A 13121-nucleotide genomic window follows, 5' to 3' on the forward strand; every position below is an offset into this window, starting at 1 on the left:
CGATGCCGGTGACGGCTTTTCTTTTTCCCCGCCCGCAGCCCGGCACCCGTCACCCCACTGCCTCACGCGTCCGCGGCGGGCGCCATCGCCTCCTCGCGGCCACCCGGGTGGCGGTGCCGCCAGATCCAGAACACCGTGCACGAGAGCACCGCCCAGCCGGCCAGCACCAGGAAGGGGAAGGCGTGCTGGTGGCCGCCGAAGTAGACGGCGGTGTGCTGGGCGTTGACCGAGCCGCCCGGCGGCAGCCAGCGGCCGACGAGGCCGAGGGCGGACGGCAGCAGCGGCCAGGAGACCGCCCCGCCCGAGGAGGGGTTGCCCAGCAGCACCATCAGTCCCCACGTGGGGATCATCGCCCAGCGCCCCATGAGGGCGTTGAACATCGTGAAGACCATGCCGGACGTGAACATCGTCAGCGCCAGGATCAGCCAGGACTCCACGAACGGCAGCCGCAGCGCACCCAGCCACCAGTCGACCACCGCCGCGATGCAGAAGCCCCCCAGCAGTGCATAGACCGCGGTGCAGGCGATCCGCTCGGCCGGCTCCAGACCGCGGGCGTGCACGCTGAGCTGGATCGCGCCGACGAAGCCGATGATCACCGCGGCCAGCGAGATGTAGAACAGCGCCAGACCGCGCGGGTCGCCCTTCTGCAGCGGCTTGATGTCCCGGATCCGGACGTCCACGCCGATCGCCTTGCCGACCTTCGCGCCCGACTGGGTGAGCAGCTGCGCCACCGTGGCCCCCGAGGCGCCGGAGACGTCCAGCTCCACGCCCCGGCCGCGGGCGCGCAGGATCGCGAACTCCTCCTGCTCGTCGACGGCCCGCCGGGCCCGGCCGTACGTGCGGTACCCGGTCAGCACGAGCGAAGCGTTCAGCGCCTTCTCCATCCCCTGGGTGAAGGCCTTCACCGGTGGGGTGTCGGGCGAGCCGACCACGGCGGTCGGGACGGACCGCGGGGTCGGATTGGCCATGGCGTACGTGTACGAGCCGGCGAACAGGCCGGCCGCCGCGGCGACGATGAAGACCAGCACGGCCGCGGGGAAGTAGGGCGACGCCTTGAAGGCCGCCCACTTCTCCGCGCCGGTCCGCGGCCTGCCGTGCGCGCCGTGCGGAGCGGATCCGCCGGGCGGGCCGGAATCGCCGCGATGATCAGCCATAGGGACACGCTAAGGCAGCGACACGGGGCATACCCGGGCAGATGCCCCGTATGCGGCGGCCCGGGGGCCCGTGATCCGGTCGTACGGGCAAATGGTTCGCCAGTCGATTACGTGAGGTGAGATCCTGGGGGACGTATGTCCAGTCAGCCTGCCTCCGCCCTGCCCGACGGCGCTGTCTCCACCCCGCCCGGCACCCCCGCTCCCACCCTGACCGCTCTGCTGGAGCGGCTGCCCGAGCTGATGCTGCGCGACCAGCAGCGGCTGGGGCGCCGGCTCGACGGCGCGCGCCGGATCCGTAAGCCCGAGGCCCGGGCCGCCGTGCTCGCCGAGATCTCCGCCGGCCTCGACGAGGCGGAGCTGCGGGTCGCCCAGCGGCAGGCCGCGGTGCCCCAGATCACCTATCCGGAAGAGCTGCCGGTCAGCCAGAAGAAGGACGAGATCCTTGCCGCGATCCGCGACCACCAGGTCGTGATCGTCGCCGGTGAGACCGGTTCCGGAAAGACGACACAGATCCCCAAGATCTGTCTGGAGCTCGGCCGCGGCATCCGGGGCCTGATCGGGCACACCCAGCCCCGCCGGATCGCGGCCCGTACGGTCGCCGAGCGGGTGGCCGAGGAGCTGAAGACCCCGCTGGGCGAGGCGGTCGGCTGGAAGGTCCGCTTCACGGACCAGGTCGGCGGCGACACCCTCGTCAAGCTGATGACGGACGGCATCCTGCTCGCCGAGATCCAGACGGACCGCGAGCTGCGCCAGTACGACACGATCATCATCGACGAGGCACACGAGCGCAGCCTCAACATCGACTTCATCCTCGGCTACCTGGCACAGCTGCTGCCCCGCCGCCCGGACCTGAAGGTCGTGATCACGTCCGCGACCATCGACCCGGAGCGGTTCGCGCGGCACTTCGGTGCCTTCACCGCCGTGGATGCGGGGGACGGCCAGGGCGCCTCGGAGCCTTCGGGCCCCTCCGGCGACGGCGAGGCGAAGCCGAGCGCACCCATCGTGGAGGTCTCCGGCCGGACGTATCCGGTGGAGGTGCGCTATCGCCCGCTGCTGGTGGGGGCACCCCCAGCGGTAGCTGGGGGAGAAGGCGGCCAGGCAGCGAACAACCTGGAGGGCGACCGCGACCAGATCACCGCGATCTGCGACGCCGTGGACGAGCTGCAGGCCGAGGGCCCCGGCGACATCCTGGTCTTCCTCTCCGGCGAGCGGGAGATCCGCGACACCGCGGACGCGCTCAACAAGAAGGCCCTGCCGTTCACCGAGGTCCTTCCGCTCTACGCCCGGCTGTCGCACGCCGAGCAGCACCGCGTCTTCCAGCGGCACACGGGCCGGCGGATCGTGCTGGCCACGAACGTCGCCGAGACCTCGCTGACCGTCCCGGGCATCCGGTACGTCATCGATCCGGGCATGGCCCGTATCTCCCGCTACAGCTACCGCACCAAGGTCCAGCGGCTGCCCATCGAGCCGGTCTCGCAGGCCAGCGCCAACCAGCGCAAGGGCCGCTGCGGCCGTACCAGCGACGGCATCTGCATCCGGCTCTACTCCGAGGACGACTTCCTCTCCCGTCCCGAGTTCACGGACGCGGAGATCCTGCGGACGAACCTCGCCTCCGTCATCCTGCAGATGACCGCGGCCGGCCTCGGCGACATCGAGAAGTTCCCGTTCATCGACCCGCCGGACCGCCGCAACATCAAGGACGGCGTCGATCTGCTGCGCGAGCTCGGGGCGCTCGACACCGAGCAGAAGCCCTCCCGGCCGGGACAGAAGGGGCAGCGGCTGACCCCGCTCGGCCGCAAGCTCTCCCAGCTGCCGGTCGACCCGCGGCTGGCGCGGATGGTGCTGGAGGCGGACCGCAACGGCTGTGTCCGCGAGGTCATGGTCATCGCGGCGGCCCTGTCCATCCAGGACCCGCGCGAGCGGCCCGCCGACAAACAGCAGCAGGCCGACCAGCAGCACGCCCGCTTCAAGGACGAGACCTCCGACTTCCTCGCCTTCCTCAACCTGTGGCGGTACATCCGCGAGCAGCAGAGGGAGCTGTCCTCCTCCGCCTTCCGCCGGATGTGCCGCAGCGAATTCCTGAATTACCTGCGGATACGCGAGTGGCAGGACATCTACTCCCAGCTGCGTTCGGTCGCCAAGACCATGGGCATCCACCTCAGCGAGGAGGACGCGGCGCCGGACCATATCCACACCTCCCTGCTTTCCGGTCTGCTCTCGCACATCGGCCTCAAGGACACGGACGCCAAGAACGAATATCTGGGCGCCCGCAGCGCCAAGTTCGCGGTGTTCCCCGGCTCCGCGCTCTTCAAGAAGCCACCGCGCTGGGTGATGTCGGCCGAGCTGGTCGAGACGTCGCGCCTGTGGGCGCGGGTGAACGCGAAGATCGAGCCGGAGTGGATCGAACCGCTCGCCCAGCATCTGGTGAAGCGGACGTACAGCGAGCCGCACTGGGAACAGAAGATGGCCGCGGTGATGGCCTACGAGCGGGTCACGCTCTACGGCGTCCCGGTCGTCGCCCAGCGCAAGATCGCCTACGGCCGGATCGACCCGGAGACCTCGCGGGATCTGTTCATCCGCAACGCCCTGGTCGAGGGCGACTGGCGCACCCATCACCAGTTCTTCCATGACAACCGCAAACTTCTCGGCGAGGTCGAGGAGTTGGAGCACCGCGCCCGGCGCCGCGACATCCTCGTGGACGACGAAACCCTCTTCGACTTCTACGACCAGCGCATTCCGGCCGATGTGGTCTCCGGGGCGCATTTCGACGCCTGGTGGAAGAAGCAGCACCGCGAAGAGCCGGAGCTGCTGAACTTCGAGCACTCGATGCTCATCAATGAGTCCGCCGAGGCCGTCACCAAGGACGACTACCCGGATTCCTGGCGGCAGGGAAAGCTGAAGTTCAAGGTCACCTACCAGTTCGAGCCGGGCGCGGACGCGGACGGCGTGACCGTCCACATCCCCCTCCAGGTCCTCAACCAGGTCTCCTCCGAGGGCTTCGACTGGCAGATCCCCGGCCTGCGCGAGCAGTTGGTGACCGAGCTGATCCGGTCACTTCCCAAGCCGATCCGCCGTAACTACGTCCCGGCGCCGAACTTCGCGGCCCGCTTCCTGGACTCCACGGTCCCCCTGCAGGGCGCCCTGACGACCTCGCTGGCCGCGGGTCTGCAGCGGATGGTGGGCGTGCCCGTCGACGCCGCGGACTTCGACCCGGACAAGATCCCCGATCACCTCAAGATCACCTTCCGGGTGATCGACGAGCACCGCCGCAAGCTCGCCGAGGACAAGGACCTGGAAGCGCTGCGGCTGAAGCTCAAGCCGAAGACCAGGGCGGCCCTCTCCAAGGCCTTCGAGCAGGGCGCCGAGCGCCCCGCCGGGGACCGCAAGGGCGGCGCGGGCGACGGGCAGGCGCCGGCCGGCCCGGAGCAGCGGACGGGACTGACGTCCTGGACGATCGGCACCCTGCCGCGCACCTTCGAGACCCGGCGCGGGGGCCAGCCGCTCAAGGCCTACCCGGCACTGGTCGACGAGGGCAGCAGCGTCGCGGTCCGCCTCTTCGACACCGAGGCCGAACAGCTGACGGCGATGTGGGCGGGCACCCGCCGGCTCATCCTGCTCAACATCCCCTCCTCCCCGGCCAAGTTCGCCCAGGGCAAGCTGAGCAATCAGCAGAAGCTGGCGCTGTCCCGTAATCCGCACGGCTCGATCGGGGCGCTCTTCGACGACTGTGTCACCGCAGCGGCCGACCGGCTGATCGCGGCCCGGGGCGGCCCGGCGTGGGACGAGGAGTCCTTCCGCAAGCTCTTCGACGCGGTCCGCGCCGACCTGGTGGACGTCACGCTCAAGACCATCCAGCAGGTCCAGGAGGTGCTGGCCGCCTGGCAGGCCTGCGAGCGCCGGCTCAAGGAGACGTCGTTCCCGTCCCTGCTCCCGTCCCTCACGGACGTCAAGGAGCAGCTGGCGGCGCTGATCAAGCCTGGCTTCGTCACGGCGCACGGCGCCAAGCGGCTGCCGGACCTGATGCGCTATCTGGTGGCCGCCGACCGCCGGCTGCAGCAGCTGCCCACCCACGCCGAGCGGGACCGCACCCGGATGGCGAAGGTGAAGGAGATGCAGGACGAATACGCCTGGCTGCTGGAGCAGTTCCCGCAGGGCCGCCCGGTGCCCGCCGCGGCACGGGAGATCCGCTGGATGATCGAGGAGCTTCGGGTGAGCTACTTCGCCCATGCTCTGGGCACCGCGTACCCGGTCTCCGACAAGCGGATCGTGAAGGCGGTGGACGCCGCCGCGCCGTAGGCGGGGCCCTCGCCCGCCCCGGAACCGGGGCCGCCGGTAGCGAGTTCGACCACACCCCCTGACCTGCTGTACAGTCTTGTCTCGCAGCCCGCCGCAAGCGGAAAGCAAACGCAAGGTCCTGTGGAGCAGTTTGGAGTGCTCGCCACCCTGTCAAGGTGGAGGCCGCGGGTTCAAATCCCGTCAGGACCGCATTTTTACGGCCCGCATCCTTCTCGGATGCGGGCCGTTCTGCTGTCCGGGCCCGGCACGGCCACGCCGTTCCGCTGCCCGGAGCGGTCCGCGCCCCCTGTGCGCCGTCGCCGGATGCCGGGCACCGCACCCCCCGTCAGGACCCGCCCCTGCGGCCCGTATCGGGACCCCTTGCGGGCCGCCGGCCCCGGGTCGCGCCGCTGCCCGCCCCCGCCGCACGGCCGAATGCGGTGCGTAGCCGGTTTGCTGCCTGCCGTATTGACTGCGGCAGGTACCACCGGTACTCACTGAGGAAGGGCACGGGGGCCGGGGAGGTATGCGCAATGACGACTGCGGTACGGCACGAGACCAGGGCGCTGTTGCGGGCCCATCTGTCGGCGGCCACGGGCTATCGCCACCGGATGCGGCACTGCCCCATCTGCCATCAGCTACTACGGCTCGCCATGGAGCCGCACACGGCCCGCTCCGCGGCTCCGGCGCCCGCGGCCGCCCCCGCCCCGCCGCCGGCCGTCTGTGAGCCGCGGGCGGCCGAGGGCGAAAGTCCCGTGCCCGGATGACCAACGGCGCCTGCGCCGTCGCGCGCACGGTGGCAGGCTGGTGGGCGCGGCGGGAGATGTTCTCTACCGCAGCGGACGTATCGTCTTCAAGCGCCGCGTAGTGTGACGGGTGTCACCGAACTAGTTTGGTGCGATGCGGAACTTACACCCCGCATACAACCGGTCAATTTAATATGTGCAATTGCACCACCTGTGAACGGCTCAGTAACGAGCCCGCAGGGTCCGCGCACAGCGGCCCCTACAAGACGCGTGAAGGCGCCCTGACCGGCGTCCGGGGTGGCCTCGGCGCCGTGCCGACCCGGCCGCCCCGAAGGGCTCTGGAGCGGGCGCACACAAAAAGATCGCGCTGGACCCGGCGGAGTCCAGCGCGATCGATGACGTACCCAAGATGGGGCGGGTGTGGGGCCTGTTGGGGCAGGCGCCGCGTCATATGAAGCTGTCTAAAGCAAGGTGAAGCAGGTCGAGCTAGGGGTACAAAGCGGGCATTTTCGGGTTGGGGGCCCCGAAAACGACCTGGTTATGCGGTTGTTCAGGCCTCGCTGCGCTGCTGCGGAATGCCCGCGAGCAGTGCGCGGACCTCAGCCTCGCGGTAACGCCGATGTCCTCCGAGCGTGCGGATGGACGTGAGCTTGCCTGCTTTGGCCCAGCGGGTCACCGTCTTCGGGTCCACGCGGAACATCGTGGCGACCTCAGCAGGGGTAAGCAGCGGCTCGGCGTCAGGGGTGCGAGCGGTCATGAGCGGCCTCCTCGGGAGAACCGAACCATCACGGTTCTTTCCTCTAAATTCTGCACCTTGACCCACGTTGCCCGAAATGGCGGACGCGGGCCGAGTCGGTTATAGGACGAACGGCTTGTCCTCGGCACTACAACTACACCATCTGTCCAGCCACGTCGGCCAAACCGATGGAATTGCCCTCTCAGGTGTTCAACCTCGACGGAAGCCGATGGACCGTGCCATAACGGACAGTCACTCGTCCGTGACGATCAGTCACAACGTGAACAGACGCCACGAGACCCCTCAAGGAGCGCAATACCGATCTATCCGCCCTTAGTTGGACGGAAGGAGCCCACGTCGGGCTCCTTGTCCTATTTTGGCACGAGGGTATGGCTTGGGAGCAAGACCCGAAGTCAGTGCTTTAGGTCACGCTTGAGGCAATCGCCCGGATCAGGACCTACGTCCCTAACCGTGCGAACGCCGAAAAGCGAAAGCAATCATTCCGCACCATGATCCACGGCCCGCACCGGCCCTCAGCTGGAGAACTGACGTTCCCGCACCGCACGCCACCGCTGGGAAAGCTTCTCGTACGCGACCCCGGCCCGCTCGCCGTCCCCGTCGCGCAGCGCCGCCAGCCCCTCCGCCACCTCGGCGGCGGAACGGTCCTCGGCAAGCTGCTCCTCGGGCACCGCGTGCACCAGCCCTCCGTAGTCCAGCTCCACGAGCGAACGCGGATGGAACTCCTCGAGCCAGCGCCCCACATCTACCAGGCCGTCGATCAGCGGTCCCTCTTCCAGGGCGTCGCGCAGCGTGCGCAGCCCCCGGGCGACCCGCCGCCGTGCCTGCACCATGGGCGTCCGGTAACGCATCACCGGCGCCTGGTCACCCTTTGTGTACTCCCGATCGCCGTCGTCGAAGAGCACGAACCAGCGGACCGGGACGTGCCAGGTCGCCCCCCGGATCCAGGGCCGCGCGTCCGGGTTGCGCTCCCGCCACCGCTCGTAGTCGCCGGCCGCCTGCAGTCGCACCACCGGGGGCAGCGCCGTATCCAGCACCGACGCCGGCAGCAGCTCGTCCAGCGCCTCCAGGGCCTGCCAGCCGCGCAGCCGGGTGCGCCACGGGCAGACACACGTCACCTCGTTCACGACGGCGATGAAGGCGTCCGCGCTCTCATGGACCGGCACCGGCACCGGCGGGGTCGCCAGCAGGTCGGCCAGCGCCCGGCGCTGCTCGTCCTGGGCGGTGGGGGTGTCCTCCCGTTTGGCATAGCGCGCCCAATGGGAGCGCTCCGGCTCGGGGAACGCAGCCAGCGGCTCGTAGACCCGTAGATATGCCATGTACGGGACCTTCACCGACGACGCCAGGGCCACGCCCGCTCCTTCAAAGGGGAAGTCCGCCGCCGGAAGATCCCGAGGGCCCCCGCCGGCCTGCGATAGACCAGATCGTCCCATGCCCGTCCCCCGGGAGAGGGTGATCCTGGGCACCCGACGGATCAACCGGTCCCGCAGGTCTTACGCTCTTTTCAACCGGCCCTCCCCACCCGTCGGAGGGCACCCTTCGCGACTTATGGGAGTCACCACCGTGACTGACGTACGTCCGGCCCACGCCGGCACCGACGGCGGCGTTCTGCACACCCTGTTCCGATCGGAGCAGGGGGGCCATGAGCAGGTCGTTCTCTGCCAGGACCGTGCCAGCGGCCTCAAGGCCGTGATCGCCATCCACAGCACCGCCCTGGGTCCCGCCCTCGGCGGCACCCGCTTCCATGCCTACGCCTCCGAGGAGGAGGCCGTGCTGGACGCCCTCAACCTGTCGCGCGGCATGTCCTACAAGAACGCCCTCGCCGGGCTGGACCACGGCGGCGGCAAGGCCGTGATCATCGGTGACCCCGACCTGATCAAGACCGAGGAACTCCTGCTCGCCTACGGCCGGTTCGTGGCCTCCCTCGGCGGCCGCTACGTCACCGCCTGCGACGTCGGCACCTACGTCGCCGATATGGACGTGGTCTCCCGTACGAACAAGTGGACCACCGGCCGCTCCCCGGCAAACGGCGGCGCCGGTGACTCCTCCGTCCTGACCGCCTACGGCGTCTTCCAGGGCATGCGCGCCTCGGCCCAGCACGCCTGGGGCGACCCGACGCTGCGCGGCCGCACGGTGGGCATCGCGGGGGTCGGCAAGGTCGGCCACCTCCTCGTCGAGCACCTGCTCGAGGACGGCGCCGAGGTCGTGATCACGGACGTCCGCGCCGATTCGGTGGCGCGGGTGCGCGCCAAGTACCCGCAGGTCACGGCGGTTGCCGACACCGAAGCCTTGATCCGCACCGAGGGCCTGGACGTCTATGCCCCCTGTGCGCTGGGCGGTGCCCTGAGTGATACATCGCTGCCGGTGCTGACCGCGAAGGTGGTGTGCGGCGCGGCCAACAACCAGCTCGCCCACCCCGGCGTCGAGAAGGACCTCTCCGACCGCGGCATCCTCTACGCCCCCGACTACGTCGTGAACGCCGGCGGTGTCATCCAGGTGGCCGACGAGCTGCACGGCTTCGACTTCGACCGCTGCAAGACCAAGGCGGCGAAGATCTTCGACACCACGCTGGCGATATTCGCTCGCGCGAAGGCCGACGGCATTCCGCCCGCCGCGGCCGCCGACCGCCTGGCCGAGCAGCGCATGGCGGAGGCGCAGCGCCCCTGACCCAGGCCGGAAATGCGCCCTTGCGGGCCGGAAAGGCAGCTCTGCGGGACCCGTCACGGGCGGCCGGGGGAGACATCCCTCACCACCCGTCGGCGGGTCGCCGTACAAGACAGGTTAAAATCGCAGTTGACCAGCGGGGACGGGGCACCTTGCCGGTCGTGCCGAGCGGCGGGTGATGCGGGCGACGTACCGTATGGCCGCGGAAGCAGGTACCGTTAAAGCCCTACGGGCCGGTCTCTCTGTCGAGAGCCCGCTCTGATCCATGAACGCGTGTCAAGACTCTGGGGCCACCGAGCCCCGTCATTGAGGGGGTCGACCCATGGGGCGCGGCCGGGCCAAGGCCAAGCAGACAAAGGTCGCCCGCCAGCTGAAGTACAGCAGCGGTGGGACGGATCTCTCACGACTGGCCGACGAGCTGGGTGCATCACCGTCGAACCAGCAGCCTCCGAACGCCGAGCCGTTCGAGGAGGACGAGGACGACGACCCGTACGCACGGTACGCAGATCTGTACAACGGCGACGACGACGAAGAGGACGAGGGCGACCCGTCCCAGCAGCGTCGTCGCGCTTGACGCTCTGCGCGCTCGCGGCACCCATAACAGCATCACGGACCCGGTCCTGGGCATCGCCCGGACCGGGTTCTGTGCTGCCCGGATGACCGTAAGAGCGGTGGCCGCACCGACGGCCGCCGGGAAGAGGGGCGCCTGTCCTGGCCCGTGCGGGGCTGTGGCAGGCGCCCGTCCGCTCAGCGCGCGTAGTCACCGGTCAGGGTCACTGCCTCTGCGCGGTCACCGCGGTCGGTGATCTCGCCGCTGACCCAGGCGTCCACGCCGCGGTCGGCCAGCGTGGTCAGGGCGGCCTCCACCGAACCCTGCGGGACGACGGCGATCATGCCGACGCCCATGTTCAGGGTCTTCTCCAGCTCCCCGCGCTCGACCGAGCCGGCCGAGCCGACCAGGTCGAAGACCGGGCCCGGCGTCCAGGTGGCGCGGTCGACGGTGGCGTGCAGGCCGTCCGGGATCACCCGGGCGAGGTTGTTGGCCAGGCCGCCGCCGGTGATGTGCGAGAAGGCGTGCACCTCGGTCGTACGGGTCAGCGCCAGGCAGTCCAGCGAGTAGATCTTGGTGGGCTCCAGGAGCTCTTCGCCGAGCGTGCGGCCGAACTCCGGGATCTCCCGGTCCAGGGCCATTCCCGCACGGTCGAACAGCACATGGCGGACCAGCGAGTACCCGTTCGAGTGAAGCCCGGAGGACGCCATGGAGATCACCGCGTCGCCCGTACGGATACGATCCGCGCCCAGCACCCGGTCCGCCTCGACGACGCCGGTGCCGGCCCCCGCGACATCGAACTCGTCCGCGCCCAGCAGCCCCGGGTGTTCCGCGGTCTCGCCGCCGACCAGCGCACAGCCGGCCAGCACACAGCCCTCGGCGATGCCCTTGACGATCGCGGCGACCCGCTCGGGGTAGACCTTGCCGACGCAGATGTAGTCGGTCATGAACAGCGGCTCGGCGCCGCAGACGACCAGGTCGTCGACGACCATGCCGACGAGGTCGTGCCCGATGCTGTCGTAGACGCCCATCTTGCGGGCGATGTCGACCTTCGTGCCCACGCCGTCGGTCGCGGAGGCGAGCAGCGGGCGCTCGTACCGCTTGAGGGCGGAGGCGTCGAAGAGGCCGGCGAAGCCGCCGAGCCCGCCGACGACCTCGGGGCGGGTGGCCTTCTTCACCCACTCCTTCATCAGGTCCACGGCGCGGTCGCCGGCTTCGATGTCGACGCCCGCGCTCGCGTAGCTGGCACCAGTGGTCTCTGACATGACGGAGAACTTTCGTGTCGTGTGGGTACGAGCTCTACGGGCGACGCAGCGCGTCGGCCCCGCCGACCCCGGCGGTGAGCGTCTGGACGCCGTCCACGTCGGACGTGGTCCCGCTCGCGGTCTCCGACTCCAGGAGGTGCTTGCCCAGCAGCCCCGGGTCGGGCAGCTCCATCGGGTACTCGCCGTCGAAGCAGGCGCGGCACAGGTTCGGCTTGGCGATCGTGGTCGCCTCGGTCATGCCGTCGATGGAGATGTACGCGAGCGAATCGGCGCCCAGCGACTTGCCGATCTCCTCCACGCTCAGCCCGTTGGCGATCAGCTCCGCGCGGGTGGCGAAGTCGATGCCGAAGAAGCACGGCCACTTGATCGGCGGGGACGAGATCCGGATGTGGACCTCGAGAGCACCGGCCTCGCGCAGCATCCGGACCAGGGCGCGCTGGGTGTTGCCGCGGACGATCGAGTCGTCGACGACCACCAGGCGCTTGCCGCGGATGACTTCCTTGAGCGGGTTGAGCTTGAGCCGGATGCCGAGCTGGCGGATGGTCTGCGAGGGCTGGATGAAGGTCCGGCCGACGTAGGAGTTCTTGACCAGGCCGGAGCCGTAGGGGATGCCGCTGGCTTCGGCGTATCCCACGGCGGCGGGCGTGCCGGACTCCGGCGTCGCTATCACCAGGTCGGCATCGGCCGGCGCCTCGGCGGCCAGCTTGCGGCCCATCTCCACCCGGGAGAGGTACACATTGCGGCCGGCGATGTCGGTGTCCGGGCGGGCGAGGTAGACGTACTCGAAGACACAGCCCTTGGGGCGGGCCTCGGCGAAGCGGCTGCTGCGCAGACCGTTCTCGTCGATGGCGACCATCTCGCCGGGCTCGATCTCCCGGATGAAGCTGGCGCCGCAGATGTCGAGGGCCGCGGTCTCGGAGGCGACCACCCAGCCGCGCTCCAGGCGTCCGAGGACCAGCGGGCGGATGCCCTGCGGGTCGCGGGCGGCGTAGAGCGTGTGCTCGTCCATGAAGCAGAGCGAGAAGGCGCCCTTGACCTTCGGCAGGACGCGCGGGGCGGCCTCCTCGACGGTCAGCGGCTTGCCGTCCTCGTCGACCTGGCCGGCCAGCAGCGCCGTGACCAGGTCGGTGTCGTTGGTGGCCGCGACCTGGGTCGCCCGGCCGCCCTCACGGGGCAGCGCGGAGACCAGATCCGCCAGCTCGGCGGTGTTCACCAGGTTGCCGTTGTGGCCGAGCGCGATCGAGCCGTGCGCGGTCGCACGGAACGTCGGCTGGGCGTTCTCCCACACCGAGGCACCGGTGGTGGAGTAGCGGGCATGACCCACGGCGATATGGCCCTGGAGGGAGCCGAGCGAAGTCTCGTCGAAGACCTGGGAAACCAGGCCCATGTCCTTGAAAACGAGGATCTGGGAGCCGTTGCTCACCGCGATGCCCGCGGACTCCTGTCCACGGTGCTGCAGCGCATACAGCCCGAAATAGGTGAGTTTGGCGACCTCTTCACCCGGAGCCCAGACACCGAAGACGCCGCAAGCGTCCTGGGGGCCCTTCTCGCCGGGGAGCAGGTCGTGGTTGAGTCGTCCGTCACCACGTGGCACGACACCGAGTCTAGGGCAGGTCGCGCATTCATCCGAACCGGGGATGGCCTCGAAACTGGATGAGTGCATGAATGAGGGGCCGCGCGGCTTGGCGTGTTCACGCCCTGCAGGGGGCCGCT

Annotated in this window: 9 protein-coding genes and 1 tRNA gene; 5 read left to right on the forward strand and 5 right to left on the reverse strand. The window is 69.7% G+C overall.

What is annotated here, in order from left to right; all coding sequences use genetic code 11:
- Positions 1-62 precede the first annotated feature (62 nt).
- Entirely contained in the window at positions 63-1154 is a 1092-nt protein-coding gene (locus ABR737_RS21630; RefSeq protein ID WP_350251766.1) for an ABC-2 transporter permease, read from the reverse strand.
- A 135-nt stretch (positions 1155-1289) separates the two neighbouring features.
- Here ABR737_RS21630 and hrpA point away from each other — a divergent pair, with 135 nt between their 5' ends.
- From hrpA to ABR737_RS21645, 3 genes are all read left to right on the forward strand, one after another.
- Positions 1290-5450 (forward strand): ATP-dependent RNA helicase HrpA, encoded by a 4161-nt coding sequence (gene hrpA, locus ABR737_RS21635; RefSeq protein ID WP_350251767.1) that lies wholly within the window; start codon positions 1290-1292, stop codon positions 5448-5450.
- Between the two features lie 114 nt (positions 5451-5564).
- Positions 5565-5639: transfer RNA gene (locus ABR737_RS21640), tRNA-Asp, on the forward strand.
- Positions 5640-5962: 323 nt separating this feature from the next.
- Entirely contained in the window at positions 5963-6196 is a 234-nt protein-coding gene (locus ABR737_RS21645; RefSeq protein WP_350251768.1) for a DUF6274 family protein, read from the forward strand.
- 529 nt (positions 6197-6725) lie between these two features.
- Here the strand turns inward: ABR737_RS21645 and bldC are convergent.
- Positions 6726-6932 carry a developmental transcriptional regulator BldC gene (gene bldC, locus ABR737_RS21650; protein WP_003949541.1) on the reverse strand — a complete coding sequence of 69 codons (207 nt, stop codon included), beginning with the start codon at positions 6930-6932 and terminating at the stop codon, positions 6726-6728.
- 512 nt (positions 6933-7444) lie between these two features.
- Complete coding sequence (locus ABR737_RS21655; RefSeq protein WP_350251769.1) at positions 7445-8281, reverse strand: DUF8083 family protein; 837 nt, start codon at positions 8279-8281, stop codon at positions 7445-7447.
- A 196-nt stretch (positions 8282-8477) separates the two neighbouring features.
- On the opposite strand from ABR737_RS21655, the gene ABR737_RS21660 reads away from it, so the two are divergent.
- A complete protein-coding gene (locus tag ABR737_RS21660; protein ID WP_350251770.1) occupies positions 8478-9596 on the forward strand; it encodes a Leu/Phe/Val dehydrogenase in 1119 nt (372 codons plus the stop codon).
- Positions 9597-9915: 319 nt separating this feature from the next.
- Positions 9916-10167, forward strand: a complete 252-nt coding sequence (locus tag ABR737_RS21665) for a DUF3073 domain-containing protein (RefSeq protein ID WP_350251771.1) — start codon at positions 9916-9918, stop codon at positions 10165-10167.
- Positions 10168-10340: 173 nt separating this feature from the next.
- Here ABR737_RS21665 and purM read toward each other — a convergent pair whose 3' ends face one another.
- Both purM and purF read right to left on the reverse strand, forming a co-directional pair.
- The gene (purM, locus tag ABR737_RS21670; protein ID WP_350251772.1) at positions 10341-11408 is read right to left on the reverse strand and encodes a phosphoribosylformylglycinamidine cyclo-ligase; all 1068 of its coding nucleotides are present in this window, start codon (positions 11406-11408) and stop codon (positions 10341-10343) included.
- A gap of 34 nt (positions 11409-11442) precedes the next feature.
- Positions 11443-13002, reverse strand: a complete 1560-nt coding sequence (gene purF / locus ABR737_RS21675) for an amidophosphoribosyltransferase (protein WP_350251773.1) — start codon at positions 13000-13002, stop codon at positions 11443-11445.
- Positions 13003-13121: the final 119 nt, after the last annotated feature.

Source organism: Streptomyces sp. Edi2 (assembly GCF_040253635.1).
In the GTDB taxonomy this organism is placed as follows: domain Bacteria; phylum Actinomycetota; class Actinomycetes; order Streptomycetales; family Streptomycetaceae; genus Streptomyces.

What these genes read in the sequence shown, in the direction of transcription:
- ABR737_RS21630 (WP_350251766.1), bottom strand. Translation starts at nt 1,154, where the DNA reads ATGGCTGATCATCGCGGCGATTCCGGCCCGCCCGGCGGATCCGCTCCG.
- hrpA (WP_350251767.1), top strand. Translation starts at nt 1,290, where the DNA reads ATGTCCAGTCAGCCTGCCTCCGCCCTGCCCGACGGCGCTGTCTCCACC.
- ABR737_RS21645 (WP_350251768.1), top strand. Translation starts at nt 5,963, where the DNA reads ATGACGACTGCGGTACGGCACGAGACCAGGGCGCTGTTGCGGGCCCAT.
- bldC (WP_003949541.1), bottom strand. Translation starts at nt 6,932, where the DNA reads ATGACCGCTCGCACCCCTGACGCCGAGCCGCTGCTTACCCCTGCTGAG.
- ABR737_RS21660 (WP_350251770.1), top strand. Translation starts at nt 8,478, where the DNA reads ATGGGAGTCACCACCGTGACTGACGTACGTCCGGCCCACGCCGGCACC.
- ABR737_RS21665 (WP_350251771.1), top strand. Translation starts at nt 9,916, where the DNA reads ATGGGGCGCGGCCGGGCCAAGGCCAAGCAGACAAAGGTCGCCCGCCAG.
- purM (WP_350251772.1), bottom strand. Translation starts at nt 11,408, where the DNA reads ATGTCAGAGACCACTGGTGCCAGCTACGCGAGCGCGGGCGTCGACATC.